General features: G+C 73.5%; 22 protein-coding genes. 16 read left to right on the forward strand and 6 right to left on the reverse strand.

The window, feature by feature from the left end:
• Positions 1 to 73 precede the first annotated feature (73 nt).
• Complete coding sequence (locus tag ML5_RS11920) at positions 74 to 1111, forward strand: aminotransferase class V-fold PLP-dependent enzyme (protein WP_041784502.1); 1038 nt, start codon at positions 74 to 76, stop codon at positions 1109 to 1111.
• 4 nt (positions 1112 to 1115) lie between these two features.
• Here the strand turns inward: ML5_RS11920 and ML5_RS11925 are convergent, their stop codons facing one another.
• A complete protein-coding gene (locus tag ML5_RS11925) occupies positions 1116 to 2288 on the reverse strand; it encodes an acyl-CoA dehydrogenase family protein (RefSeq protein ID WP_013474865.1) in 1173 nt (390 codons plus the stop codon).
• A gap of 87 nt (positions 2289 to 2375) precedes the next feature.
• On the opposite strand from ML5_RS11925, the gene ML5_RS11930 reads away from it, so the two are divergent.
• From ML5_RS11930 to ML5_RS11945, 4 genes are all read left to right on the forward strand, one after another.
• Complete coding sequence (locus tag ML5_RS11930; RefSeq protein ID WP_013285453.1) at positions 2376 to 3029, forward strand: TetR/AcrR family transcriptional regulator; 654 nt, start codon at positions 2376 to 2378, stop codon at positions 3027 to 3029.
• Positions 3030 to 3074: 45 nt separating this feature from the next.
• Positions 3075 to 4517, forward strand: coding sequence for an aldehyde dehydrogenase family protein (locus tag ML5_RS11935; RefSeq protein WP_013474866.1), 1443 nt, complete (start codon positions 3075 to 3077; stop codon positions 4515 to 4517).
• A complete protein-coding gene (locus ML5_RS11940; RefSeq protein ID WP_225319659.1) occupies positions 4514 to 5590 on the forward strand; it encodes a zinc-binding dehydrogenase in 1077 nt (358 codons plus the stop codon). Before ML5_RS11935 ends, ML5_RS11940 begins: the two co-directional genes overlap by 4 nt.
• A 90-nt stretch (positions 5591 to 5680) precedes the next feature.
• Positions 5681 to 6322 (forward strand): transcriptional regulator, encoded by a 642-nt coding sequence (locus ML5_RS11945; protein WP_225319660.1) that lies wholly within the window; start codon positions 5681 to 5683, stop codon positions 6320 to 6322.
• 58 nt (positions 6323 to 6380) lie between these two features.
• Here the strand turns inward: ML5_RS11945 and ML5_RS11950 are convergent, their stop codons facing one another.
• Positions 6381 to 6938: a TetR/AcrR family transcriptional regulator gene (locus ML5_RS11950; RefSeq protein WP_013474867.1), complete on the reverse strand. Its 558-nt coding sequence runs from the start codon at positions 6936 to 6938 to the stop codon at positions 6381 to 6383.
• Between the two features lie 54 nt (positions 6939 to 6992).
• Here ML5_RS11950 and ML5_RS11955 point away from each other — a divergent pair, with 54 nt between their 5' ends.
• The 3 genes from ML5_RS11955 to ML5_RS11965 all read left to right on the forward strand — a co-directional run bounded on the left by ML5_RS11955 (position 6993) and on the right by ML5_RS11965 (position 10359).
• Positions 6993 to 8054, forward strand: a complete 1062-nt coding sequence (locus ML5_RS11955; protein ID WP_013474868.1) for an FAD-dependent monooxygenase — start codon at positions 6993 to 6995, stop codon at positions 8052 to 8054.
• Between the two features lie 119 nt (positions 8055 to 8173).
• Positions 8174 to 9739, forward strand: a complete 1566-nt coding sequence (locus ML5_RS11960; protein ID WP_013474869.1) for an MFS transporter — start codon at positions 8174 to 8176, stop codon at positions 9737 to 9739.
• A gap of 11 nt (positions 9740 to 9750) precedes the next feature.
• Entirely contained in the window at positions 9751 to 10359 is a 609-nt protein-coding gene (locus ML5_RS11965) for a TetR/AcrR family transcriptional regulator (protein ID WP_013474870.1), read from the forward strand.
• A 37-nt stretch (positions 10360 to 10396) separates the two neighbouring features.
• On the opposite strand, the gene ML5_RS11970 is transcribed toward ML5_RS11965, so the two are convergent.
• On the reverse strand, positions 10397 to 12316 hold the full coding sequence (locus ML5_RS11970; RefSeq protein ID WP_013285461.1) for a helix-turn-helix domain-containing protein: 1920 nt from the start codon (positions 12314 to 12316) through the stop codon (positions 10397 to 10399).
• 14 nt (positions 12317 to 12330) lie between these two features.
• Positions 12331 to 13113, reverse strand: coding sequence for a 3-hydroxybutyrate dehydrogenase (locus ML5_RS11975; protein ID WP_013474871.1), 783 nt, complete (start codon positions 13111 to 13113; stop codon positions 12331 to 12333).
• A gap of 184 nt (positions 13114 to 13297) precedes the next feature.
• Here ML5_RS11975 and ruvC point away from each other — a divergent pair, with 184 nt between their 5' ends.
• From ruvC to ML5_RS12015, 8 genes are all read left to right on the forward strand, one after another.
• Positions 13298 to 13825 (forward strand): crossover junction endodeoxyribonuclease RuvC, encoded by a 528-nt coding sequence (ruvC, locus tag ML5_RS11980; protein WP_013474872.1) that lies wholly within the window; start codon positions 13298 to 13300, stop codon positions 13823 to 13825.
• Positions 13822 to 14424 (forward strand): Holliday junction branch migration protein RuvA, encoded by a 603-nt coding sequence (gene ruvA, locus ML5_RS11985; protein ID WP_013285464.1) that lies wholly within the window; start codon positions 13822 to 13824, stop codon positions 14422 to 14424. Before ruvC ends, ruvA begins: the two co-directional genes overlap by 4 nt.
• Positions 14421 to 15485, forward strand: coding sequence for a Holliday junction branch migration DNA helicase RuvB (ruvB, locus tag ML5_RS11990; protein WP_013285465.1), 1065 nt, complete (start codon positions 14421 to 14423; stop codon positions 15483 to 15485). Before ruvA ends, ruvB begins: the two co-directional genes overlap by 4 nt.
• A gap of 140 nt (positions 15486 to 15625) precedes the next feature.
• A complete protein-coding gene (yajC, locus tag ML5_RS11995; protein ID WP_036345294.1) occupies positions 15626 to 15970 on the forward strand; it encodes a preprotein translocase subunit YajC in 345 nt (114 codons plus the stop codon).
• A 224-nt stretch (positions 15971 to 16194) separates the two neighbouring features.
• On the forward strand, positions 16195 to 18096 hold the full coding sequence (secD, locus tag ML5_RS12000; protein ID WP_187690260.1) for a protein translocase subunit SecD: 1902 nt from the start codon (positions 16195 to 16197) through the stop codon (positions 18094 to 18096).
• 1 nt (position 18097) lies between these two features.
• Complete coding sequence (secF, locus tag ML5_RS12005; protein WP_013285468.1) at positions 18098 to 19285, forward strand: protein translocase subunit SecF; 1188 nt, start codon at positions 18098 to 18100, stop codon at positions 19283 to 19285.
• 97 nt (positions 19286 to 19382) lie between these two features.
• Complete coding sequence (locus tag ML5_RS12010; RefSeq protein ID WP_030271021.1) at positions 19383 to 19949, forward strand: adenine phosphoribosyltransferase; 567 nt, start codon at positions 19383 to 19385, stop codon at positions 19947 to 19949.
• Between the two features lie 226 nt (positions 19950 to 20175).
• The gene (locus tag ML5_RS12015) at positions 20176 to 22647 is read left to right on the forward strand and encodes a bifunctional (p)ppGpp synthetase/guanosine-3',5'-bis(diphosphate) 3'-pyrophosphohydrolase (RefSeq protein WP_013474874.1); all 2472 of its coding nucleotides are present in this window, start codon (positions 20176 to 20178) and stop codon (positions 22645 to 22647) included.
• Between the two features lie 71 nt (positions 22648 to 22718).
• On the opposite strand, the gene ML5_RS12020 is transcribed toward ML5_RS12015, so the two are convergent.
• Together ML5_RS12020 and ML5_RS12025 are read right to left on the reverse strand one after the other, a co-directional pair.
• On the reverse strand, positions 22719 to 23561 hold the full coding sequence (locus ML5_RS12020; protein WP_013474875.1) for a peptidylprolyl isomerase: 843 nt from the start codon (positions 23559 to 23561) through the stop codon (positions 22719 to 22721).
• A 94-nt stretch (positions 23562 to 23655) separates the two neighbouring features.
• Positions 23656 to 24525, reverse strand: coding sequence for a peptidylprolyl isomerase (locus tag ML5_RS12025; protein WP_013474876.1), 870 nt, complete (start codon positions 24523 to 24525; stop codon positions 23656 to 23658).
• Positions 24526 to 24569 lie beyond the last annotated feature (44 nt).

The raw sequence follows: 24569 nt of genomic DNA on the forward strand, positions 1-24569 counted from the left end.
TCGGGCGGGGTGGGGCCACGGGGGTGGGATTGGCGGTGCCGGGGTGGGGGCGGGGGTGGTTAGCGTCGGTGGCATGGAGCTGGAGCAGGCGCAGAAGTTGTGGCAGCCGGAGCCGGGCTGGTTGAACACGGCCACCTACGGACTGCCGCCGGAGCCGGTGTGGGACGCCGTGCAGCGGGTGCTCGCCGACTGGCGGACCGGGCGGGTGTCGTTCGAGGTGTGGGAGGAGTCGGTGGACCGGTCCCGGGCCGCGTTCGCCCGGCTGACCGGTGTGGACGTCGCCGACGTGAGCATCGGCGCCAGCGCGTCACAACTCGTCGCGCCGATCGCGGCCGGGCTGCCGGCGGGCGCGACGGTGGTGGTCCCCGAGACCGAGTTCACCTCGATCCTGTTCCCGTGGCTGGTGCAGCAGGACCGCGGCGTGCGGGTACGCACCGTGCCGCTGGCCGGCCTGGTCGACGCGATCGACGCCGACACCGATCTGGTGGCGTTCAGCGTGGTGCAGTCCGCCGACGGCACAGTGCTCCCGTACGACGAGATCGTCGCGGCGGCCCGGGCGCACGGCGCGTTCGTGGTGGCCGACGCGACGCAGGCGTGCGGGTGGCTGCCGTTCGCGGCGGACCGGGCGGACGCGGTGGTGGTCGGGGCGTACAAGTGGTTGATGTCGCCGCGTGGATCGGCCTTCGCCTACCTGGCCCCGGCGCTGCGCGAGCGGATGCGCCCGGACGCGGCCGGGTGGTACGCGGGCCGCGAGCCGCACGCCTCCTACTACGGGCTGCCGCTGCGCCTGGCCGACGATGCGCGCCGGTTCGACATCGCGCCGCCGTGGCTCAGCTACGCGGGCACCGCCCCGGCGCTGGAACTGCTCGCCGACCTCGACCCGGAGGCGGTGCGCGCGTACGACGTGGGGCTGGCCAACCGGTTCCTGGCCGGGCTGGGCCGGCCGCCGGGCGACAGCGCGATCGTCAGCGTGGACGTGCCGGACGCGCAGGAGCGGCTGGCCCGCGCCGGGGTGCGCGCGGCGGTACGGGCGGGCCGGGTGCGCGCCTCGTTCCACCTCTACACGACCGAGGCGGACGTGGACCGGGCGGTCGAGGCGCTGACCGGCTGACTGCTCAGGCCAGGTGGCCGCCGATCTTCGTGTAGCCGCGCAGCAGGTCGCGGGAGATGATCAGCCGCTGCATCTCGTCTGTGCCCTCGAAGATCCGGTACAGCCGGACCTGCCGGTACCAGCGTTCGATCGGCAGCTCACGGGTGTAGCCCATGCCGCCGTGGATCTGCAGAACCCGGTCCACCACCCGGTTGACCATGCCGGCGCCGTAGAGCTTGCCCATGGAGGAGGCGTGCCGCGGGTCGAGGCCCTGGTCGACGGTCCAGGCCGAGCGCAGGATCAGCCAGCGGGCCGCCTCCAGCTCGGTCTCCGAGTCGGCGATCATCCACTGGATGGCCTGGTTGGTGGCGATCGGCGCGCCGAACGTCTCCCGCGTGTTGGCGTGGTCGATGGCCATCTGGAGGGCGCGTTCGGCGATGCCGATGGCGTGCGACGGGATGGTGTAGCGGCCCTTGCCGATCCACTCCATGCCGAGCGTGAAGCCCTGCCCGATCTCGCCGAGGATGTTGCGGTGCGGCACCCGTACGCCGTCGAAGATCAGTGAGGCGGGGCCGCCCTCGCCCATGGTCTGGATGAACTCGGAGCGCCAGCCCATCGTGCGGTCCACCAGGAACGCGGTGGCGCCGCCGCGGCGGGCGCCCTTCTCCGGGTCGGTCACCGCGACCACGATGGCGAAGTCGGCGTCGTTGCCGTTGGTGATGAACGTCTTCTCGCCGTCGAGGACCCAGTCGTCGCCGTCGCGGCGGGCGCGCAGCTTGATGTTCGCCGCGTCGGAGCCCGCGCCGGGCTCGGTGATGGCGAAGCAGGAGATCCGTTCGCCCTCGATGGTGGGGATCAGGAACTCGCGTTTCTGCTCCTCGGTGGCGTGGAACAGGATGTTGTCGGCCTCGCCGCCGAAGCGGAACGGCACGAAGCTGCGGCCCAGTTCGGTCCAGATCAGCGACTGCATGACCGCCGGCAGGTCCATCCCGCCGTACTCCTCCGGCGTGGCCAGCCCCCAGAAGCCGAACTTCTTCGCCTTGAGCTGGAGTTCGCGCAGCTCGGAGCGGTCCAGGCCGGGCTGGTGGGCGCGCTCGCGGCGCAGCACCTCCGCCTCCAGCGGCATCACCTCGCGGGTGACGAACGTGCGAACGGTGTCCCGGATCGCGCGTTCCTCGTCGGACAGTGCGAAGTCCACGGTGCCCCCTCAGGTCGACTGGCTCTAAACTAGCGCTGGAAGTTTTCCCGCGTCCAGACCCGATGTCGAAGGGAGGATGATGACCAGGTGCCCCGACCCCGACAGGCCCTGCTCACCCGCGACCGGATCGTCGAGACCGCGCTGGCGCTGATCGACGCCGACGGGCTGGACGCGCTCTCGACCCGGCGGCTCGCCGCCGCGCTCGGTGTCCGCGGCCCCTCGCTCTACAACCACTTCGCCACCAAGGAGGAGATCCTCGACGCGGTGGCCGACGGCGTCGCGGCGACAGTCGACATCGGCGTCTTCGACGAGTGCGAGTGGCTCGACGCGCTTCGCCGTTGGGCGCGCTCGTACCGGGCCGCGCTGGCGGCGCACCCGAACATCGTGCCGTACCTGGCGCAGGGGCCGGGCCGCCGTCCGGCCGCGCTCGCCATGGCCGACGCGGTCTACGGCGCGCTGGTCCGGGCCGGCTGGCCGCCCGCGCGGGCCACCCACATCGGCGCCGCGATGCGCTACTTCGTGGCCGGGTCCGCGCTCGGCTCGTTCGCCCGCGGCTTCGTCGAGGACCCCTCGCTCTACGCCGCGCACCCGCACCTCAACCAGGCGCACCGGCTCGCCGGCCACCAGCGCAGCGTGGACGAGGGCGCGTTCACGCTCGGCCTGGACGCGCTGCTGCACGGGCTCGCCGCCGAGTACGCCGCCACCGTCGCCCCGCTGGAACGGGTCGGCGGTCCGGAGTAGCGTCGAAACTCCCACCGCTAGTTTCCGCCGCCCCCGAAGGACGCCATGGATCTCGCCGCCGCCCCTCCCGCCCTGCTGACGCGCCGCCACCTGCACGTCGCCGGTGACTGGGTCGACCCGTCGTCGGGCGACACCATCCCGGTGGAGAACCCGGCCACCGGGAGCATCGTCGGCGAGGTGCCCGCCGGCACACCGGCCGACGTGGACCGCGCGGTCGCCGCCGCCCGTGCCGCGTTCCCCGGCTGGGCCGCCACCGCCCCCGAGCAGCGGGCCGCGCACCTGGACCGGCTGCACAGCGCGCTCGCCGCCCGCGCCGACGAGATCGCCCGCACCGTGGCGACCGAGCTGGGCACCCCGCTCAAGCTCGCCACCCGGGTCCAGGCCGGCCTGCCGCTGACGGTGCTGCGGAGCATCGTCGACCTGGCAGCCCGCCCGGCGGCCGAGCACACGGTCGGCAACTCGCTCGTCGTCCGGGAGCCGGTCGGCGTGGTCGGCGCGATCACCCCGTGGAACTACCCGCTGCACCAGGTGGTCGCCAAGGTCGCGCCCGCGCTCGCCGCCGGCTGCACAGTGGTGCTCAAGCCCAGCGAGCTGACGCCGCTGACCGCGTACCTGCTGTTCGACGCGATCACCGACGCCGGGCTGCCGCCCGGCGTGGTGAACCTGGTGCCCGGCACCGGCCCGGTGGTCGGCGAGGCGCTCGCCGCGCACCCCGACGTCGACCTGGTCTCGTTCACCGGCTCCACCGCCACCGGCCGGCGCATCGCCCACCTGGCCGCCGAGCGGATCGCCCGGGTGTCGCTGGAACTCGGCGGCAAGTCGGCGAACGTCATCCTGGCCGACGCCGACCTGCCCACCGCGGTCAAGGTCGGCGTCGGCAACGCGCTGCTCAACTCCGGGCAGACCTGCACCGCCTGGACCCGGATGCTCGTACACCGCGACCGCTACGCCGAGGCGCTGGACCTGGTCGCGGCGGCGGTTGCCGGCTACCGGCTCGGCGACCCGTTCGACCCGGCCACCCGGCTCGGCCCGCTCGCCTCCGCCGCGCAGGCCCGGCGGGTACGCGACCACGTCGACCGGGCGCTCGCCGACGGCGCCCGGCTCGTCGCCGGTGGCCCGGACGCGCCACTGCCGCCGCAGGGTCACTTCGTCGCGCCCACCGTCTTCGCCGACGTGCACCCGGACAGCGCGCTCGCCCAGGAGGAGGTGTTCGGGCCGGTGCTCGCGGTGATCCCGTTCGCCGACACCGACGAGGCGGTCGCCGTCGCCAACAACTCCCGGTACGGGCTGGCGGGCGCGGTCTGGTCCGCCGACTCCGACGCGGCGCTGGCAGTGGCCCGGCGGATGCGTACCGGCCAGGTCGACGTCAACGGCGGCGCGTTCAACCCGCTCGCCCCGTTCGGCGGCTACAAGCAGTCCGGCCTCGGCCGTGAGCTGGGCGCGTACGGCGTGGAGGAGTTCACCGAGCTGAAGGCGATCCAGCGGTGAGGGCGCTCGTGGTACGCGGCCGGGGCGCCACACCGGCGGTCGAGGAGGTACGCCTGCCCGCGCCCGGCCCGGGCGAGCTGCGGGTACGCATCCGCGCCGCCGGCATCTGCCACTCCGATCTGGCCATGGTGGACGGCACGCTGGCGCCCGCGTACCCGCTGGTGCTGGGGCACGAGGCGACGGGTGTGGTGGCCGAGGCCGGACCCGGTACGACGCTCGCGGCCGGCACGCCCGTGGTGCTCAACTGGGCGCCGGCCTGCCGCGACTGCTGGCACTGCCGGCACGGCGAACCGTGGCTCTGCGCCGCCAACCCCAACCCGTCGACACCTCGCGGCGAGACGGCCGCCGGTGAGCCCCTTCAGGTCACGCTCGGGCTCGGCGCGCTCGCCGAGGAGGTGGTGGTGCCGCAGCACGCCGCCGTACCGGTGCCTGCCGGACTGCCGCCGGAGCAGGCCGCGGTGCTCGGCTGCGCGGTGCTCACCGGCGTCGGCGCGGTCCGCAACACCGCACGGGTCGCCCCCGGCGAGTCGGTGGCGGTGATCGGGCTCGGCGGAGTGGGCCTGGCCGTGCTGACCGCCGCGCGGCGGGCCGGCGCGGCGCCGATCCTCGCCGTGGACGTGGTGGAGGCCAAGCGGGACCTCGCGCTCGCCGCCGGGGCCACCGACTTCCTGCGCTCCGACGACCGGCTGGGCAAGGAGATCCGAGCCCGCACCGACGGGCGCGGCGTGGACCACGCGTTCGAGTGCGTCGGCCGGTCCGTCACCATCCGCGCCGCCTGGCGGGCGACGCGGCGCGGGGGAGCGGTCACTGTGGTCGGCATGGGCGGCAAGGACGACATGCTCAGCCTCTCCGCGCTGGACATCTTCCACTCCGCGCGCACGCTGCGCTCCTCGGTGTACGGCTCGACCGACCCGGACCGGGAGGTCCCGGAGCTGGCTGCCGCGCTCGCCGCCGGTGACCTGGACCTGGGGCCGCTGGTGAGCGGCACGGTGCCGCTGACCGAGGCGCCCGCGGCGCTGGAGCGGCTGGCCCGCGGCGAGGGCGCCCGCTGGGTCGTCACGTTCCCGGACTGACCGGGCTCCGGCCGGATTCGCCGCCGGCGCATCCGGATCGGGCCGTGCGGACGAACCCCAGGGTAGGAGAGCTACCCGGGGGTACGTCCGTTGCTGACCGAGAACATGCCGGCCGGGGCCGTCGAGACGGCCCGCAAACGGCTGACCGCCGCCGCCGAGGACCTGGACGACAACCGGGTCGCCGGGCTGGTGCTCGACCTGGCCGCCGAGGCCGGGGTGGTGCCCGCCTGGGAACAGGTCTGCCTGCCGCTGCTCGGCACGCTGCGCGGCGACAGCGCCGCCGAGATCGCCGTCGAGCACGCCCTCTCCGAGGGGGTACGCGTCGGCCTGGACGTGTTCGGCCGTGAGCCGTCCCGGCCGCTTCCCGCCCAGGGCGTGCTGCTCGCAGGCGCCGAGCACGAGACGCACTGCCTCGGGCTGCACGCGCTCGCCGCGGCGCTGCGCGAACGCGGCCGGGGCGCGCTGCACCTCGGCCCGGCGCTGCCGTGGTCCGCGCTGACCAGTGCCGTGGTCCGGGTCCGTCCGCGGGTGGTGGTGGTCTGGTCGCAGACGCCGCTGACCGGCCGCGCGTACCGCCTGGTCCGTCTGCGGCGGGACCTGCCCGGGGTACGCGTGCTCGCTGCCGGTCCGGGGTGGATCGAGCCGTTCCCGCCCTCCTCGGCCGTCCCGCAGCGCCTCACCACGCTCGGCGAGGCGACGCTGGCCTGCCTGGCCGCCGGAGGCGCCACCTGACACCGGCTCCTGACACGGCGGACTGACGCCAGGCGCGAGCAGACCGGCGCGACCAGGATCAGCCGGTGCGGAATCCGCGCACCAGCGTGGCGACGGCCGACTCCGGGTCGAAGCCGTCATCGGGGGAGGCGAGCTGGTTGCTCAGCAGCCCGTCGACGAGTGCCAGCAGCATCCGGAAGTGAGCCGGCGGATCGGCCGAGCCGAGCGTGGCGAGCAGCGGCTCCCCCCAGCCGGCCAGCCGTGCCCGGGCGGCCTCGATGGCCGGGCGCAGATCGGGCCGCACCGCCGCCTCGACGAACAGCGCGTACCGGGCGAGCGTGACCACCCGCTGCCGGTCGGTGAACTCCCGGATCAGCCGGCCGACCACTGCGGCGAACGCGGTGACGTCGCCCGGCGTCAGGTCCGTGGCGAGCCGTTGCCAGGCCGCCGTCTCCACCTCGACCAGCCGGTCGAAGACGCCGGTGACCAGCGCCTCCCGGGTGCGGAACCGGTTGGACGCCGAGCCTTCGGGCAGGCCCGCCTCCGCGTCCACGGCCCGGTGGGTGAGCTGGCGCGGCCCGCCGGTGCCGAGCACCCGGATGGCGGCGTCGAGCAGGAGCTGCCGGCGATCGGTCACCCGGACAGACTACAGGCGTAGTGCAGTCGACTACATCTGTAGTACGGTGACGGCATGGGCGGACGCGCGGTCGTGGTCGGGGGCGGGATCGGCGGGCTCGCGGCGGGCATCGGCCTGCGGGCGGCGGGCTGGGAGGTGACGGTCCGGGAGCGGTCGGCCGCGTTGCCGCACACCGGCACCGGGCTGGGCATCTGGCCCGGCGCGATGCGCGCCCTGGATGCCCTCGGCGTCGGCGACGAGGTGCGCCGCCGGGGCAGCCGTCAGGCCGGCGGGTCGATCCGGCGCCCGGACGGCAGCCGGATCGCCACCGTCGACGTCGAGCGGCTGGAACGCCGGCACGGCGAGCCGGTGCACCTGGTCGCCCGGCCGGTGCTGCTCGCCGTCCTGGCCGGCGCGCTGCCCGGACCGGCGCTGCGCCTCGGCGCCCCGGTGACCGGCCCGGGGTCACTGCGCGACGCGTACGACCTGGTGGTGGGCGCGGACGGGATCAACAGCGTGGTGCGCGCGCAGATGTACGGGCAGCGGTATCCGCTGCGGTACGCGGGCGCGGTGGCCTGGCGCGGCGTGGTCGACCTGGATCTGGCCGAGGGCGGCGAGACCTGGGGGCGGGGGCGCAAGTTCGGGCTGACCCCGGCCGGGCCGGGCCGCACCAACTGGTACGCCGCGGTGCGCCTGCCCGAGGGGCACCCGGCACCGCCCGACGACCGCGCCGAGCTGCGCCGCCTCTTCGGTGACTGGCACCCTCCGGTGCCGCGGGTGCTCGACGCGCTCACGCCGGACGGGATCCTGCGGCACGAGATCCGCGACCTCACGCCGCTGCCGTCGTACGTGGCCGGCCGGACGGCACTGCTCGGCGACGCCGCGCACGCGATGACCCCGGACCTCGGGCAGGGCGCCTGTCAGGCGCTGATCGACGCGGTGGCGCTCGCCGACTGCCTGCGCGACGCCGGCGACGTGCCGGCCGCGCTGCGCGCGTACGACAGGAGGCGCCGGCGTCCGACGCAGCGGATCGCGGCCGGGGCGCGGTGGGCGGGGCGGCTGTCCGGCGTGCGGCGGCTGCTGCCGGTGCGGGACGCGCTGCTGCGACTGGCGCTGGCGGCCGGACCGCCCGCGTGACCTGAGACACATTCGATACGAACCCGTTCCGTATCGAAACCCGCTCACCTACGCTCGGCTCCGTTACGAGTCTGACCCGTATCGTATTCCGACGCGGGGAAACCGGGGGGAGCACGGACGTGGAACCACACGAGAACACCGGACACCCGAGGAGGTGGGCGATCCTCGGGGTGCTGGTGATCAGCCTCCTCGTGGTCGTCCTCGACAACACCATCCTCAACGTCGCGCTGCGCACGCTGGCCGACCCGGTGCACGGCCTCGGCGCCACCCAGGGCGAGCTGGAGTGGGCGATCAACTCCTACACGCTCGTCTTCGCCGGGCTGCTGTTCACCTTCGGCGTGCTCGGTGACCGGCTCGGCCGCCGCCGCTTCCTGATCCTCGGGCTGGCGCTCTTCGGCCTGTCCTCGCTGCTGTCCGCGTACGCGCAGGACCCGGCCCAGCTCATCGCGGCCCGTGCGCTGATGGGCGTCGGCGGCGCGGCCATCATGCCGGTGACGCTCTCGATCATCTCCAACGTCTTCGACCCGCGCGAGCGCGCCAAGGCGATCGGCGTCTGGGCCGGCGCGGTCGGCCTCGCGGTGGCGATCGGCCCGGTGCTCGGCGGCGCGCTGCTGGAGCACTTCTGGTGGGGCTCGGTCTTCCTGATCAACGTGCCGGTGGTGGCGCTCGGTGTGGTGCTCGTCGCGGCCCTGGTCCCCGAGTCCCGCGATCCCAAGCCCGGCCGGGTCGACCTGCTCGGCGTGCTGCTCTCGGTGGTCGGCCTGGTCGCCCTCACCTACGGCATCATCGACGGCGGCGAGCACGGCTTCGGCCGCCCGCAGGTGTGGGTCGCGGTGCTCGGCGGCCTCGCGGTGCTCGGCTGGTTCGTCGCCCACGAACTGCGCAGCGACCACCCGTCGCTGGACGTACGGCTGTTCCGGGTGCCCCGCTTCGCCGCGCCGGTGGCCCTGGTCGGGCTGGTCTTCTTCGCCGCCATGGGCGTGATGTTCTTCGGCGCGTTCTACCTCCAGCTCGTGCGCGGCTACAGCCCGCTGGAGAGCGGCCTGCTGTTCCTGCCGTTCGCCGCGGCCCAGCTCATCTTCGCGCCGCGCAGCGCGGCGATGGTCCGCCGCTACGGCGGCCGGGCGGTCGCGGCCGTCGGGCTGCTGCTCACCACTGTGGCGCTCGCCGCGTTCGTCTTCATCGACGCGGACACCCCGATCTGGATCTTCTCGGCGCTGGGCTTCCTCCAGGGCGCCGGGATGGCGAACATCATGCCGCCGGCCACCGAGTCGATCATGTCCTCGCTGCCCCGGGAGAAGGCCGGTGTCGGTTCCGCGGTCAGCAACACCGTGCGCCAGGTGGCCGGCGCGCTCGGCGTGGCGGTGCTCGGCTCGGTGCTCTCCGCCGTCTACCGCGACCAGGTCGGCCCGGCGGTGGCCGCCCTGCCCGCCCCGGTACGCGACGCGGCCCGCGAGTCGGTGTCCGGGGCGTACGCGGTCGCCGGCCGGCTCGGCCCCGACGCGCCGCGACTGATCGACGCGGCCAACGACTCGTTCGTCTCGGCCATGCACTGGGCGGCGGGCGCCTCCGCGGTGGTGGCCGCGCTCGGCATCGTGATCGTGCTGCGCTGGATGCCGGGCCGGCCGGTCGTCGCCCCCGACGCGGCGCCGGTCACCGACAGGGAGTTGGCCGGTACCGCGTAGGTTCGTGGACAATGTCTGACATGACTTCCACGGCGGATGCTCCGCGGTCGCCCGGGCGACCGCGGAGCACCCGTGCGGACGAGGCGATCGTCGACGCCACCCTCGACCTGCTGGCCGAGGGCAGCACCATAGAGTCGCTGTCCATCGAGGCGATCGCGGCCCGCGCCGGAGTCGGCAAGGCCACCATCTACCGCCGCTGGCCGGGCAAGGACGCGTTGCTGCTGGACGCGTTGCGCACGCTCAAGGGGCCCGCGCCCCGCACCGCCGGGCGCTCCGTCCGCGACGACCTGGTGCTGCTCGTCGGCGCCGTCGGCCAGCACGCCGACCCCCGGGTCCGCAAGATCATGCCCTGCCTGGTGCCCGAGGTGAACCGCAGCTCGGCCCACCGGCAGGCGTACGAGGCGATCGTCGAGCCCCGGCGCGCGGCGATGCGCGAGGTGCTGCGCCGCGCGATCGACCGGGGCGAACTGCGCGCCGACCTCGACATCGAGGTGACCATGTCGCTGCTCACCGCGCCGATGCTCACCCAGCGGATGCTGCGCTGGCACCCCGAGCGCGACGAGCGGATGCTTCCCGAGCGGATCGTGGACACGGTCCTGGACGGCCTGCGCGTCCGCTGACCCGGGCCGGCCGGTCCGCCCGGCGCGGTCCGGCCGCTCAGCGGGCGGGCGTGCGCAGCCGGTGCAGGCGCAGCGCGAGCTGCACCTCCAGCGCCCGCTCCGGCCGCTGCCAGTCCGCGCCGAGCAGGTGCCCGACCCGCTCCAGCCGCTGGGTGACCGTGTTCACGTGCACGTGCAGCTGCTCGGCGGCGCGAGCCAGGCTGCCGCCCACCCCGAAGTACGCCTCCAGCGTCTTCACCAGTGCCGTGCCCCGCCGGGCGTCGTAGTCCAGCACCGGCCCCACAGTCGTGGCGAGGAACCGGGCCACGTCCCGGTCCCCGGCGTCACCGACCGCGCCCAGCAGCAGTCCGACGAAACCCAGCTCGGTGGTGCTCGCCCCCTGCCCGGCCCGGCCCAGCGCACCGAGCGCGGACAGGCAGCGCTCCGCCTCGGCGAACGTGACGGCCAGCGACGCCGGACCGGTCGACGGCCCGCTCGCCCCGGCGGTCACCGGGCGGCCGGTCACCCGGGACAGGTCCCGGGCCACCGCGCGGGCCGCACCGCCGGCGTCGTGGCCGGGCAGCATCAGCACCACGCGTCCGGCACGCGCCGCGGCAAGGCCACCCCGGGTCGAGGCGTACGTGGTGGCCCAGGACAGCACCCGCTGCCGGGCCGAGCCGGTCTCGGCGAACGCGTCGTCACCGACCGCCACCAGCACGTGCGGGGCGTCCAGGTCCACCCCGATCCGGCGGGCCCGCGCGCGCAGCGCGTCGGCGTCGCGCAGCGGCCGGGCGATCAGGTCGTCCAGCAGCTCACCGCGTACCCGCCCCTCCGCCTCGGCCACGGTCCGGCGGAACAGCAACAGCAACGCGGTCACCAGCGCGGCCCGCTCCAGGATGCGCTGGTCGGCGTCGACCAGCTCGTCGTCCGGTCGCAGCACCAGCGCGCCCAGGTTCTCCGCGCCGGCCACCACCGCGGCGTACCAGAGCGGGCCCCGGCGCACGCTGCGCCCCTCGGTACGGGACGCGGCGACCGCCTCCACGATGTCCGCCCGGTCCGGCTCCTCGATCTCACCGACCCGGGCCAGCCGCCGGCCCTCGGCGTCCAGCGCCAGCAGCGCGCCACCGAGCACCTCGGTGACCGCCGCCGCCACGTCCTCCATGCCGCCGCCGCGCACCACGAGCGCGGTCATCCGGTCGTGCGCAGCGGCGGCGCGCTCCACCGAGCTGCTGTGCGCCCGGATGGTGCTGTTCGCCGCGGACAGCTCCGCCAGCGCCGCCCGGGTCTCGGCGAGCAGCCGCGCGGTGTCGATCGCCACCGCCGCGTGCGCCGCGAGCGACACCAGCAGCGACACCTCCTCGCGGGCGAACGGGCGGGCCGAGCGGTTCGCCGCGTACAGCACGCCGATCACGCTGGACCCGAGCCGCAGCGGCACGCCGAGGATGGCCACCAGGCCCTCCTCGCCCACGCCGCCGTCGATCTCCCCGGTGTGCCGGAACCGCTCGTCCTCCTGGTAGTTCGAGGTGACGTACGGGGTGCCGGTCTGCGCGACCAGCCCGCCGAGCCCGTCGCCCAGCTCCAGCCGCAGCCGCTGGAACCGGGCCGAGATCGAGCCGTCGGTGACCCGCATGTACGTGTCGCCGCGCTCGTCGTCGTTGAGCGTCATGTACGCCACGTCGGTGCCGAGCAGGATCCGCGCCCGGTGCACGATCGCGCGCAGCACGTCGTCGAGGTCGCGCAGTCCGGCCAGGTCGCTCGCGGTGTCGTACAGGCCGGACAGCTCGGTCTCCCGGCGGCGCCTGCGGGCCAGCAGGGCCCGTACCCGCAGCGCCACCACCTTCGCCTGCTCCAGCTCGGCCAGCCGTTCGGCGGGCAGGCCGGCGGCGCGCGCGGCCACCAGCGGGCCCTCGAACTCGACCGCGGCGGCCTCGCGCGCCAGCAGCTCCAGGAACTCCACCGGCGACGACATGACCGACATTGTGCGCGGGCCCACTAGTTCGCCGTCCAGCCCCCGTCGAGGGCGATCGAGGTGCCGGTGAGGAACGCGGCCGGCGGGGAGCACAGGTACGCCACCAGTTCGGCCACCTCCGCCGGCTCGATCAGCCGCTTGATCGCCGCCCGGGCCAGCATGATCTTCTCGACCACCTCGTCCTCGCCGATGCCGTGGGTGGCCGCCTGGTCGGCGATCTGGCTCTCCACCAGCGCGGTGCGCACGTACGCCGGGTTGATGCAGTTGGCCGTGACGCCGTGTGCAGCGCCCTCCAGCGCCACCACCTTGGACAGGCCCTCCAGCGCGTGCTTGGCCGAGACGTACGCGGCCTTGAACGGCGAGGCGCGCAGCCCGTGCACCGAGGAGATGTTCACGACCCGGCCCCAGCCGTTCGCGTACATCCGGGGCAGCGCGTGGCGGATCAGCAGGAACGGCGCCTCCACCATCACCCGCTGGATGTACTCGAAGCGCTCGACCGGGAAGTCCTGCACCGGCGCGACGTGCTGCAGCCCGGCGTTGTTGACCACGATGTCGGCGTCGACGTCGAGCCGGTCCACAGCCGCCGGGTCGGCCAGGTCGATCCCCACCGCCCGGCCGCCGGCCTCGGCGGCCACCGCCTCGGCCGCCGCCACGTCGCGGTCCAGCACCACGACCGTCGCGCCGGCCGCCGCCAGGCGCAGGGCACAGGCCCGTCCGATGCCGCCGCCACCACCTGTGACCAGCGCGGTGCGACCGGTCAGGTCGACGTGTACGACGTGGGGGCCCGCCACGGGTTCTGCCGTCATGGCGCATGAACGTACGAGCCGGGTGCCCCCTGGCACATGGGGCGGCGACACATACTCCACCGTCTGCGTGTGTGGTGCGCCGCGTCACCGCCCGTGCCCGGCGTGTCCGGCCGTCCCGGTCTCGGCGGGCACCAGTAGGGTGTGTCGAACACACGTACTGCTGGCGGCTCGGGGAGGAGGCGGCGTGCGCGTGCTGGGCGTCGACCCGGGGCTGACCCGGTGCGGGGTCGGCGTTGTCGAGGGCGTGCCGGGCCGTCCCTGCACGCTCGTGGCCTACTACGTGGTCTACACCGACCCGGAGGACGACCTGGCGCTGCGCCTGCTGCACCTGGACCGCTCGCTCACCGACCTGGTCGCCGAGCACCGGCCGGACGCGGTCGCGGTGGAGCGCGTGTTCAGCCAGCACAACGTCCGCACCGTGATGGGCACCGCGCAGGCCAGCGGCGTCGCGGTGCTCGCCGGGGCCCGGGCCGGGCTGCCCGTGACGACGTACACGCCGAGCGAGGTCAAGGCCGCGGTGACCGGCTCGGGGCAGGCGGACAAGAAGCAGATGACCACCATGGTCACCCGGCTGCTGCGGCTGCCCGAGCCGCCGAAACCGGCCGACGCCGCCGACGCGCTGGCGCTGGCCATCTGTCACGTGTGGCGCGGTGGCACCCGGTCCAAGCTGGCCGCGGCCGCGCAACGGGCCCGACGAGGAGGGACGCGATGATCGCGAGCGTACGCGGCACGGTGACCGCCACCGGCCCGGATCACGCGGTGGTGGAGGTGGGCGGCATCGGCCTGGCCGTGCAGTGCGCTCCCGGCACGCTCGCCGACCTGCGCGTGGGCCAGCCCGCCCGGCTCGCCACCAGCCTTGTGGTCCGGGAGGACTCGCTCACCCTCTACGGCTTCGCCGACGACGACGCCAAGCAGCTGTTCGAGCTGCTCCAGACCGCCAGCGGGGTCGGTCCCCGGCTGGCCCAGGCGGTGCTCGCCGTGCACACGCCCGACGCGGTCCGCAAGGCCATCGCCAACGCCGACACCGCCGCGCTGACCCGGGTGCCGGGCATCGGCAAGAAGGGTGCCGAGCGGCTGGTGCTGGAGCTGCGCGACCGGGTCGGCCCGGTGCCGGTGGGCGCCGACGGCGCGGCCGGGGTGACCGCGGGCGCCTGGCCGGAGCAGGTCCGCCAGGCCCTCGTCGGGCTCGGCTGGACGGCCGGGCAGGCGGAGCAGGCGGTGGCCGCGGTGGCGGAGACCGTCGACGGCGAGACCCCGCCGGTGCCGGTGCTGCTCAAGCAGGCGATCCGCCTCCTGGGCCGGAACCGATGAGCGGGGAGAACCTGGTCTCGGCGTACGTGAACGACGCCGAGCTGGACGCGGAGGCCAGCGTCCGCCCGAAGCGGCTGGACGAGTTCATCGCCCAGCACCGGGTCCGCGACCAGCTCGACCTGCTGTTGCAGGGAGCGATGCGGCGAGGCTCCCCGCCCGACCACATCCTCCTCTCGGGGCCGCCTGGCCTCGGTAAGACGACCCTGGCCAACATCGTCGCCGCCGAGCTGGGCACCGGGATCCGGGTGACCAGCGGCCCGGCCATCGAGCGCTCCGGCGACCTGGCCGCGATCCTGACCGGCCTCGCCGAGGGCGACGTGCTGTTCATCGACGAGATCCACCGGATCGCCAAGCCGGCCGAGGAACTGCTCTACAGCGCCATGGAGGACTTCCGCGTCGACGTGGTGGTCGGCAAGGGCCCGGGTGCCACCGCCATCCCGCTCGACGTGGAGCCGTTCACGCTCGTCGGCGCCACCACCCGCTCCGGCCTGCTGACCGGCCCGATGCGCGACCGGTTCGGCTTCGTCGCGCACCTCGACTTCTACGCGCCGGCCGACCTGGAGACGCTGCTGCACCGGTCGGCCCGGATCCTCGGCGTGCCGATCACCGCCGACGGCGCGGCGGAGGTCGCGGGCCGGTCCCGGGGCACCCCGCGTATCGCCAACCGGCTCCTGCGCCGGGTCCGCGACTACGCCGAGGTCCGCGCCGACGGCGTGGTCACGCTGGAGACCGCACGGGCCGCGCTGACCGTCTACGACGTGGACGCGCTCGGCCTGGACCGGCTCGACCGGGCGGTGCTGACCGCGCTCGTCGACTCGTTCCGGGGCGGCCCGGTGGGCCTGTCCACGCTCGCCGTGGCGGTGGGCGAGCAGCCGGACACGGTCGAGGAGGTCTGCGAGCCGTTCCTGGTGCGGGCCGGGCTGCTGGCCCGGACCCCGCGCGGGCGGGTGGCGACCGAGGCTGCCTGGCGCCATCTGGGCCGTACGCCCCCGAATGGTACATTTGGTGCGGATGCCCCTCCGGGGCCCGATCTGTTCTCGGTGCAGACCGACCAGCCGTGATCCGTTCGTGATCTGTGCCGCATTCGGTCTTCTCAGGAGCAGGGACTAGACTTCGCCGCGGTTTGTACAGGACGTGAGAATCCGCTTCCGCTGCGGCGCCCTCCGGCGCCGGGGTGGAGGCCAACCGGAAGGTCTACACCGTGCTTTACGCAGCAGCGAGTGGCGGGGGAGCCGGCAGTCTGACGCCGATCCTCATGATCGCTCTGCTTTTCGTCGTCATGTACTTCATGATGATCCGTCCGCAGCAGAAGCGCCGCCGCGAGGCAGAGCAGATGCAGTCCGCCCTCGCCCCGGGCGACGAGGTGGTCACCATCGGCGGCCTGCACGGCACGGTCACCGCGGTCGAGGACGAGACGGTCCTGCTCGAGGTCGCTCCGGGCGTGCAGACCCGGTACGCCCGCCCCGCCGTCGCGCGGGTGATCAAGCGCGCCGAGGCGCCGGCGGCCGAGACGATCACCGAGGAAGCCGAGCCGGTCAAGGAGTGACCACCCGTCCCGGACGGGGCAGCGGATTCATCCGTACAAGTGGATAGTTGGGGTCGGCGCGCGGCGCCGGCATCCGGCCGGGCCGTGCGGCGCCCCCGCGCCGCGCACCAGCCGGCGTGCCGTCCTCCGGTGCCGACCCGCCGGAGCAGTCGGGCGGACACCCCCGGCCCGACAGTTGTCGCCGCCGTGGAAGCGGCGCGACCGTACAGGGAGACAGGACAGCCGTGGCACCACCTCAGGGACAGATGCGGCCCGGACGGCAGCTCGCCGTGCTCGGGTTCATCTTCGTCGTCCTCTATCTATTGGTGTTCTTCTCGGGCGGCGCCAGCGGTGGCTGGAAGGACCGGCTGGAGCCCCGGCTCGGCCTGGACCTCGTCGGCGGCACCCGGCTGACGCTCGAGGCCACCAACACGGTGGACGGCAAGCCCCCGACCGCCGACAACCTCGAGGAGGCCCGCCAGATCATCGAGAGCCGGGTCAACGCCTACGGCGTGGCCGAGGCCGAGGTGGTCACCGAGGGCAACCGCAACATCGTCATCTCCCTGCCCGGCCAGAACCGCGACCTGACCGACGTCGGTGAGGCCGCCGAGCTGCGCTTCCGCAAGGTGCTCAAGGCCACCGACGGCAGCGGCGCCGCGCTCGCGCCCGCGCCGACGCCCAGCGCCACCCCGTCCGGAGCCGCCACCCCGTCGGGCAGCGCGTCGCCGAAGGCGAGCACGAGCCCCAAGGTGAGCGGGTCGCCGAGCGCCGGCGGGCAGGGCGGTATGGCCCCGACGCCGAGCGCCAGCGCCTCGGCCACGCCGTCGGCCTCGCCGAGCGCCGCCGCGCCGAGCCCGAGCGCCAGCGCCGAGCCGGTGCCGCAGAGCATCGAGCAGCAGCGCAAGGCCGTCGAGCAGAAGGTCGGCGCGGCCGCCTGGGCCGCCGCCTCGGGCCTGCAGGCCCCGGCGGACCTGACCACCGACCCGTCGCTGGCCGACAAGCTCAAGCCGTTCGGCACGCTCACCCCGCAGGAGATCGCCGTCCTGCCGGTGGAGATGCAGTTCAACGTCCCGACCATCACCTGCGCCCAGCTCGACAAGCGGCCCGCCGCCTCGATCAAGGACGAGAAGCAGAAGGCGGTCGCCTGCGAGTCCGGCGCGAAGTACCTGCTGGACGTCGCGAAGGTGCTGGGCACCGACGTCAAGAACGCCTCCGCCCAGCTCGACCAGACCAGCTCCTGGGTGGTCAGCCTCAACTTCACCGGCAGCGGCCAGGAGAAGTGGACCGCGCTGACCCGCGAGGCGTTCACCAACGAGGGCCAGGCCTGCGACCAGACCGCGCTCGGCCAGGACGGCAAGTGCCGGGTCGCCGTGGTGCTGGACAACGAGATCGTCTCGTCCCCGGAGATCCAGGGCGTGCTGACCGGCGACTCGCAGATCACCGGCAGCTTCGACAACAAGGCCGCGAACGCGCTCGCCAGCCAGCTGCGCTACGGCGCGCTGCCGGTGACGTTCGAGCCGCAGGAGCAGCAGAACGTCACCGCGACGCTCGGCGACAGCCACCTCAAGGCGGGTCTGCTGGCCGCGGGCATCGGCATGCTGCTGGTCATCATCTACTCGTTCTTCTACTACCGGCTGCTCGGCTCGGTCATCTTCCTGAGCCTGGTGCTCTCCGCGTTGCTGGTGTTCGGCGCGCTCGTGGTGCTCGGCCGGTCGATCGGCTTCACGCTCACGCTCGCCGGCATCGCCGGCATGATCGTCTCGCTGGGCGTCGCGGCGGACTCGTTCGTCATCTACTTCGAACGATTGAAGGACGAGATCCGGGAGGGCCGCAGTCCACGCAGCGCGGTGCCGCGCGCCTGGATCCGGGCCCGCCGGACGATCATCTCGGCCAACGCCATCACGCTGATGTCGGCAGTGGTGCTCTACATCGTGTCCGTCGGCGCGGTGAAGGGCTTCGCCTTCGCGCTCGGCCTGGCGACCGTGCTCGACCTGGTCGTCGTGTTCCTCTTCCGCCACCCGATCATGACGATGTTCGCCCGGACCCGGGCGTTCCTGTCGCCGCGGGTCAGCGGTCTGGGCCGGGCGCTGCCGGCCCGGTCGGCCGAGCCGGGCACCGCCCGCAACCCGCGTGTGAAGGAGGCCTGAGATGGCTAAGAGCGGTCTGGCCGCCCGGCTCTACCGGGGCGAGGCGGATCTCAACATCGTCGGGCGGCGCAAGCTGTGGTTCGGCGTGGCCGGCGTGCTCGTGCTGATCGCCGTGCTGAGCTTCGCGATCAGCGGCTTCAAGCTGGGCATCGAGTTCGCAGGCGGCAACTCGTTCCAGGTGCCGGCCAGCGTCGGCACTCTGGACCAGGCCGAGCGGACCGTCGACGACGTGCTGGCCGACGAGGCGCCGGGCGTCGAGGTGGTCAGCGCGCAGAAGGTCGGCGGCACCAGCGGCGAGTTCTACGAGATGCGCACCGGCCAGCTCTCCGCCGAGCAGGCCAACGCGGCCAAGACCGCGATGGCGCAGGAGTTCGGCATCCCGGCCGACCAGATCAGCGGCAGCCAGGTCTCCGAGGCCTGGGGCAGCCAGGTCACCTCGCGCGCCTTCCTCGGTCTGGTGATCTTCATCGCGGTGGTGTCGATCTACCTGGTGCTGCGCTTCGAGTGGCGGATGGCGGCCGCCGCCATCGTCTCGCTGCTGACCAACCTGGCCCTGACCGCCGGCATCTACTCGCTGGTCGGCTTCGAGGTCACCCCGTCGACGATCATCGGCTTCCTCACGATCCTGGGCTTCGCGCTCTACGACGTGGTGGTGGTCTTCGACAAGGTGCAGGAGAACACACGCGGCATCACCGCGAACAACAACGTCACCTACGGCGAGGCGTCCAACCTGGCGCTCAACCAGAGCCTCATGCGGTCGCTGAACACCTCGGTCGTGGCGCTGCTGCCGGTCGGCGGTCTGCTGTTCATCGGCGCCGGCCTGCTCGGCGCGGGCACGCTGAAGGACCTCGGCCTGGTGCTGTTCGTCGGTATGGCGGTGGCGTTCCTGACCTCGATCCTGCTCGCCACGCCGCTGCTGGTGCTGCTGAAGAACATGGACCCGCGGATCAGCGCCCACAACAAGCGGGTGCTGTCCCGCCGGGCCGCGCTCGCCCGGGGCGAGATCACACCGAAGGGCCCGCGTGCCACCACGCCGGCCGCCGACGCGCCGATCGACCCGGAGGCGGCGGCGCTGGCCGGTGCCGCCCCCAAGGTGGGCGCCCGGCCGGCCGGCAAGCGTCCCAGCGGTGCCCGCGGCGGCCGTCCCGCCGGGGGCGGCGGCAACCGGCCCGGCGGCAAGCGCCGCTGACCGCAGGGCCGGACGGAATCGGTCCGACGGCGTCCGTCATGCTGATGTCACGGCATGACGGACGCCGTCGTCGTTTCGAGAGGACATGGGACGCACAGTGACGGAGACCCACACCACAGGGGTACGGGGAGACAGCGGCCCGGAGGTCGCCCAGCTCGTCGCCAGCCGGTTGCTGGACGTGCCGGACTTCCCCAAGCCGGGTGTCGTGTTCAAGGACCTGATGCCGCTGTTCGCCGACGGTGAGGCGTTCCGGGCGGTGATCGACGGCATCATCGCGTACCACGGGCCGGAGTCGTTCGACACCGTCGCCGGCATCGAGGCACGCGGGTTCGTGCTGGCGGCGGCGGTCGCGTACGCCACCGGCGTCGGCGTGGTGCCGGTGCGCAAGGCCGGCAAGCTGCCCCGGGCCACGCACTCCGCCTCCTACGCGTTGGAGTACGGCGAGGCGACGCTGGAGGTGCACCAGGACGCCTTCACCGCGGGCCACCGGGTGCTGGTGCTCGACGACGTGCTCGCCACCGGCGGGACCGCCGAGGCGACGCTCGACCTGGTGGAACGCGCCGGCGGCACGGTGGCCGGGTTCACCGTGCTGCTGGAGCTGGGCTTCCTCGAGGGCCGTAAGCGGCTGGCGCAGCGCCCGGTCCATGCCCTGTTGACCGTTTGACCAGGCCGGCCCGTCGGGCCGGTCGGCGCCGACCGTCCGGGGGAGCGGTGGCGTACCCTGCGTACGGGTAGCATTGCCCTTTGCCCGACCCGGCCGAGCTGTCCGGGGCGGCGAAGGCGCCGGGGCCCGGCCCCGGCGACCGCGTGGAACAAGACCGGCCTCCGGGCCGGTTGAACCAGACGTCGGCCGGACGGCCGGCGCATCCCGGCGAGCGGTGAGGAGGCCGGTGTCCCACGATGTCGTCCCTCCGGTGGAGGGCACGGTGCACCCGACAGGCGACGCGGACGGCTCGGTGACCGAGCGCAGCGGCAACCCGCCGGCCCGGGCGACCGGCGCCACCGGCGGCCCGTCCGACGCGACGGCCGACGGCGGGGCGGTCGTGGTGCCGTTCCCGACCGAGGGTTCCACCGAGTCCACGCCCGGCAGCGGTTTCGCCCTCTCCAACGCGCCCACCGGCCGGCGGGTACGCGCCCGGCTGGCCCGGTTCAACGCGCCCTGGCAGACCTCGCAGGTCAGCGAGGTGCTGGAGCCGCTGATCGCGACGCACCGGGAGAACCACCCCAAGGCCGACGCGCGGCTGCTCCAGCGCGCCTTCGACACGGCCGCGCGGTGGCACTCGGGTCAGTACCGCAAGTCCGGCGACCCCTACATCACGCACCCGCTCGCCGTGGCGACCATCCTGGCGAACCTGGGCATGGACACCACCACGCTGGTCGCGGCGCTGCTGCACGACACCATCGAGGACACCGAGTACACGCTCGACCAGATGCGCGCCGACTTCGGCGGTGAGGTCGCGCTGCTCGTCGACGGCGTCACCAAGCTCGACAAGGTCAAGCTCGGCGACGCGGCCAAGGCGGAGACCATCCGCAAGATGGTCGTCGCGATGGCGAAGGACCCGCGGGTCCTGGTGATCAAGCTGGCCGACCGGCTGCACAACATGCGGACGCTCACCTTCCTGCCCCGCCCCAAGCAGGAACAGAAGGCCAAGGAGACGCTGGAGATCCTGGCTCCGCTGGCGCACCGCCTCGGTATGAACACGATCAAGTGGGAGCTGGAGGATCTGGCCTTCGGCACGCTGTTCCCGAAGCGGTTCGAGGAGATCAACCGGCTGATCGGGGAGCACCAGCCGCAGCGCGAGGCGCTGCTGCGTCAGGTGACGCAGAAGGTGTCCACCGACCTGAAGGCTGCCAAGATCAAGGCGGAGACCACCGGCCGGCCGAAGCACCTCTACTCGATCTACCAGAAGATGATCGTGCGGGGGCGCGACTTCAACGACATCTACGACCTGGTCGGTGTGCGGATCCTGGTCGACACGGTGCGGGACTGCTACGCGGCGCTTGGTGTCATCCACGCCAACTGGCAGCCGGTGCCGGGCCGGTTCAAGGACTACATCGCCATGCCCAAGTTCAACATGTACCAGTCGTTGCACACGACTGTCATCGGGCCCACCGGCAAGCCGGTGGAGATGCAGATCCGCACGTACGCGATGCACCGCACCGCCGAGTTCGGCATCGCCGCGCACTGGAAGTACAAGGAGCACAAGGGCACCCCGGTGGTGGGCCCGCCGGCGCACATCGACGAGATGACGTGGCTGCGGCAGCTGCTGGACTGGCAGCGTGAGGCGGCGGACCCGAGCGAGTTCCTGGACGCGCTGCGGTTCGACCTGTCCAGCCAGGAGGTGTACGTCTTCACCCCGAAGGGTGACGTCATCCCGCTGCCGACCGGGTCGACGCCTGTGGACTTCGCGTACGCGGTGCACACCGAGGTCGGGCACAAGTGCATCGGCGCGCGGGTCAACGGCAAGCTGGTGCCGCTGGAGTCGACGCTGTCCAACGGCGACGTGATCGAGATCTTCACGTCGAAGTCCGACACGGCCGGGCCGACGCAGGACTGGCTGGGCTTCGTCAAGAGCCCGCGGGCGCGTACCAAGATCCGCCAGTACTTCAACAAGGAGCGGCGCGAGGAGGCGATCGAGGCCGGCAAGGACGCGATCGTCAAGGCGATGCGCAAGCAGGGCATGCCGTTGCAGCGGATGCTCACCTCGGACGCGCTGATGGCGATCGCCCGGGACCTGCATCTGGCCGACGTGGCCTCGCTGTACGCGGCGGTCGGCGACAGCCAGGTCTCCGCGCAGTCGGTCGTGCAGAAGCTGATGGCCTCCTACGGTGGCGAGGAGGGCGCGGCGGAGGACATCGCCGAGACCGCCGTCGCCACCCGGCCGCCGCGCAGCCGGCAGAGCAGCGCCGATCCGGGTGTGGTGGTCCGCGGTGTCAGCGACGTCTGGATCAAGCTGGCCCGCTGCTGCACGCCGGTGCCGCCGGACTCGGTGTTCGGGTTCGTCACCCGCTCCGGCGGGGTCAGCGTGCACCGGGACGACTGCGCCAACGCCGAGGACCTGCGCGCTCAGCCCGAGCGGGTGGTCGAGGTGAGCTGGAAGCTCACCTCCGCCTCCACGTTCCTGGTCGCCATCCAGGTCGAGGCGCTGGACCGGCACAAGCTGCTCGCCGACGTGACGAGGGTGCTGTCCGAGGAGCGGGTGAACATCCTCTCCGCGACCGTCACCACCACCCGCGACCGGGTGGCGGTCAGCCGGTTCAGCTTCGAGATGGCCGACCCGAAGCACCTCGGGCACCTGCTGGCCGCCGTCCGCAAGGTCGACGGCGTGTTCGACGCGTACCGGGTCACATCGGGGGCCTGAGCCACCACGCACGCGAAAGCGCCCGCCGGCTGCGATCAGCCGGCGGGCGCTTCGTCGTCGTACGGGTGCGGTCAGCCGCCCTGGACCGGGCTCATCGTCACCTTGGTCATGGTGATCTCCTTCTTCGGGTGACCACCGCCGGCCTGCTTGGCGAACGCGCCGTCGTCACCGGCCGCGGCGACCTGCTTCACCACGTCCATGCCGCCGGTGATGGTGCCCAGCACCGTGTAGTTCGGGTCGAGCGGCGAGTCGCCGTACACGATGAAGAACTGGCTGCCCGTGCTGCCCGGCTGGCCGGAGTTGGCCATCGCGATGACACCCTCCGGGTACGGCGGGCGCTTGTTGGTCGGCAGGTTCTCCTCGGCCAGGTTGTAGGACGGGCCGCCGGTGCCGTCGGTGTCCCGCCAGCCCTTGCCGGTGGCGCTCGGGTCGCCGCACTGGAGCACCTTGATGCCCTCGGTGACCAGCCGGTGGCACTTGGTGTTGTCGAAGAAGCCCTTCTCCGCCAGGTGCGTGAAGCTACCGGCGGTGCAGGGCACGGCGGCACGGTCGATCTTGGCGGTGATCGGGCCCAGGTTGGTGTCGATGGTCATCGTCTGGGTGCCCTTGCCGGACTGCTGGGTCGGCGGGAGGCCGACGTCCTTGATCTGCGGCGGACGGCCCTCCTTGGGCACCTCCGTGTACGCGCACTGGACGGCCCCGGCGGCAGCGGTCGTGCCGCCCTGCTTGTCGTCGTCGTCGCCGAGCGCGGCGACGAGCCAGACCGTGCCGGCCACGACGAGCACCAGCACCGCTGCGGCCCCGACGATCGCCTGGGTCTGCCGGCGCTTGCGGGCCCGGCCGGCCCGTTCCGCCATCTCCCGCTCGAGCTTGGCCCGCGCCGCCGCGCGCTGGCGGTCTCTGGTGGACGTCACGGTCACTCCTCACCTGCTGCGTATGGGGTCGGCGCGCGCGCCGCCGGTCACGTGTGGGTCACCGGCGGCGGGGCCGCCGGATCGGGTTGTCGGGTCAGCCCGCGCTGGCGCTGGGCGACGGCGCGGGACTGCCGGCCGGCGCCGCGCCGGGCTCGCCGACTGTGACGCTCTGGACCAGCACCTGCGTCTTCGGCTTGACCTTGGCGCCGTTGCCATTGTCCACCGTCGGCATGGCGCCGATCTTCTCCACCACGTCGAGCCCACCGGTGACCTTGCCGACCACCGAGTAGGCCGGCTTGGCCGGGCTGGCGTCCTTGAAGAAGATCAGGAACTGGCTGCCGTTGCTGCCGGGCGGGTTGCCGATCATGGCGACAGTGCCCTTCGGGTACGTCGCCGGCTGCCCGGGCGCCGGCGAGGCCGACGGGCTCGGCTCAGGCGCGGCCGGGACGTTCTCGTCGTAGAACGAGTAGGTCGGGCCGCCGAGCCCGGTGCCGGTCGGGTCACCGCAGCGCAGCGCGCCCTCGGCGGTGATCTCGTGGCAGGTGGTGTTGTCGAAGAACGACCGGCCGGCCAGGTAGCTCAGGCTCGCCGCGCCGCACGGCGCGTCGGTCTGGTCCAGCTCGACGGTGATCGGCCCACCCTGGTTGGTGGTGATCGTCATCGGGCGGGTGCCGGAGGTGGGCAGGCCCGTGGTGGGCGGCTGGCCGACGTCCTTGAGGTTGGTGTTGACGGCGCCGTCCTCCGCGCTCCAGAGGCAGACGTCCTCGGCGGCCTTCTTCTCCGGCTCGGAGTCGAACGCGCCGAGCGCCCAGGCAGAGCCGGCCACGATCAGCACGAGCACCACCGCGGCGCCCACGCCGGCCCGGATCTGCCGGCGGCGCTTCGCGACCGCCGCCCGCCGGGCGAGTTGCCGGTCGAGCTTGGCGCGCGCCAGTTTGCGCTGCCGGTCCCTGCTGGAAGCCACGCGCGCTCCCCTTCCTCTGCCTGATCGCCGCCGGCGCCGGGCGC

This window comes from Micromonospora sp. L5 (genome assembly GCF_000177655.2).
Taxonomy (GTDB): Bacteria; Actinomycetota; Actinomycetes; order Mycobacteriales; family Micromonosporaceae; genus Micromonospora; species Micromonospora aurantiaca.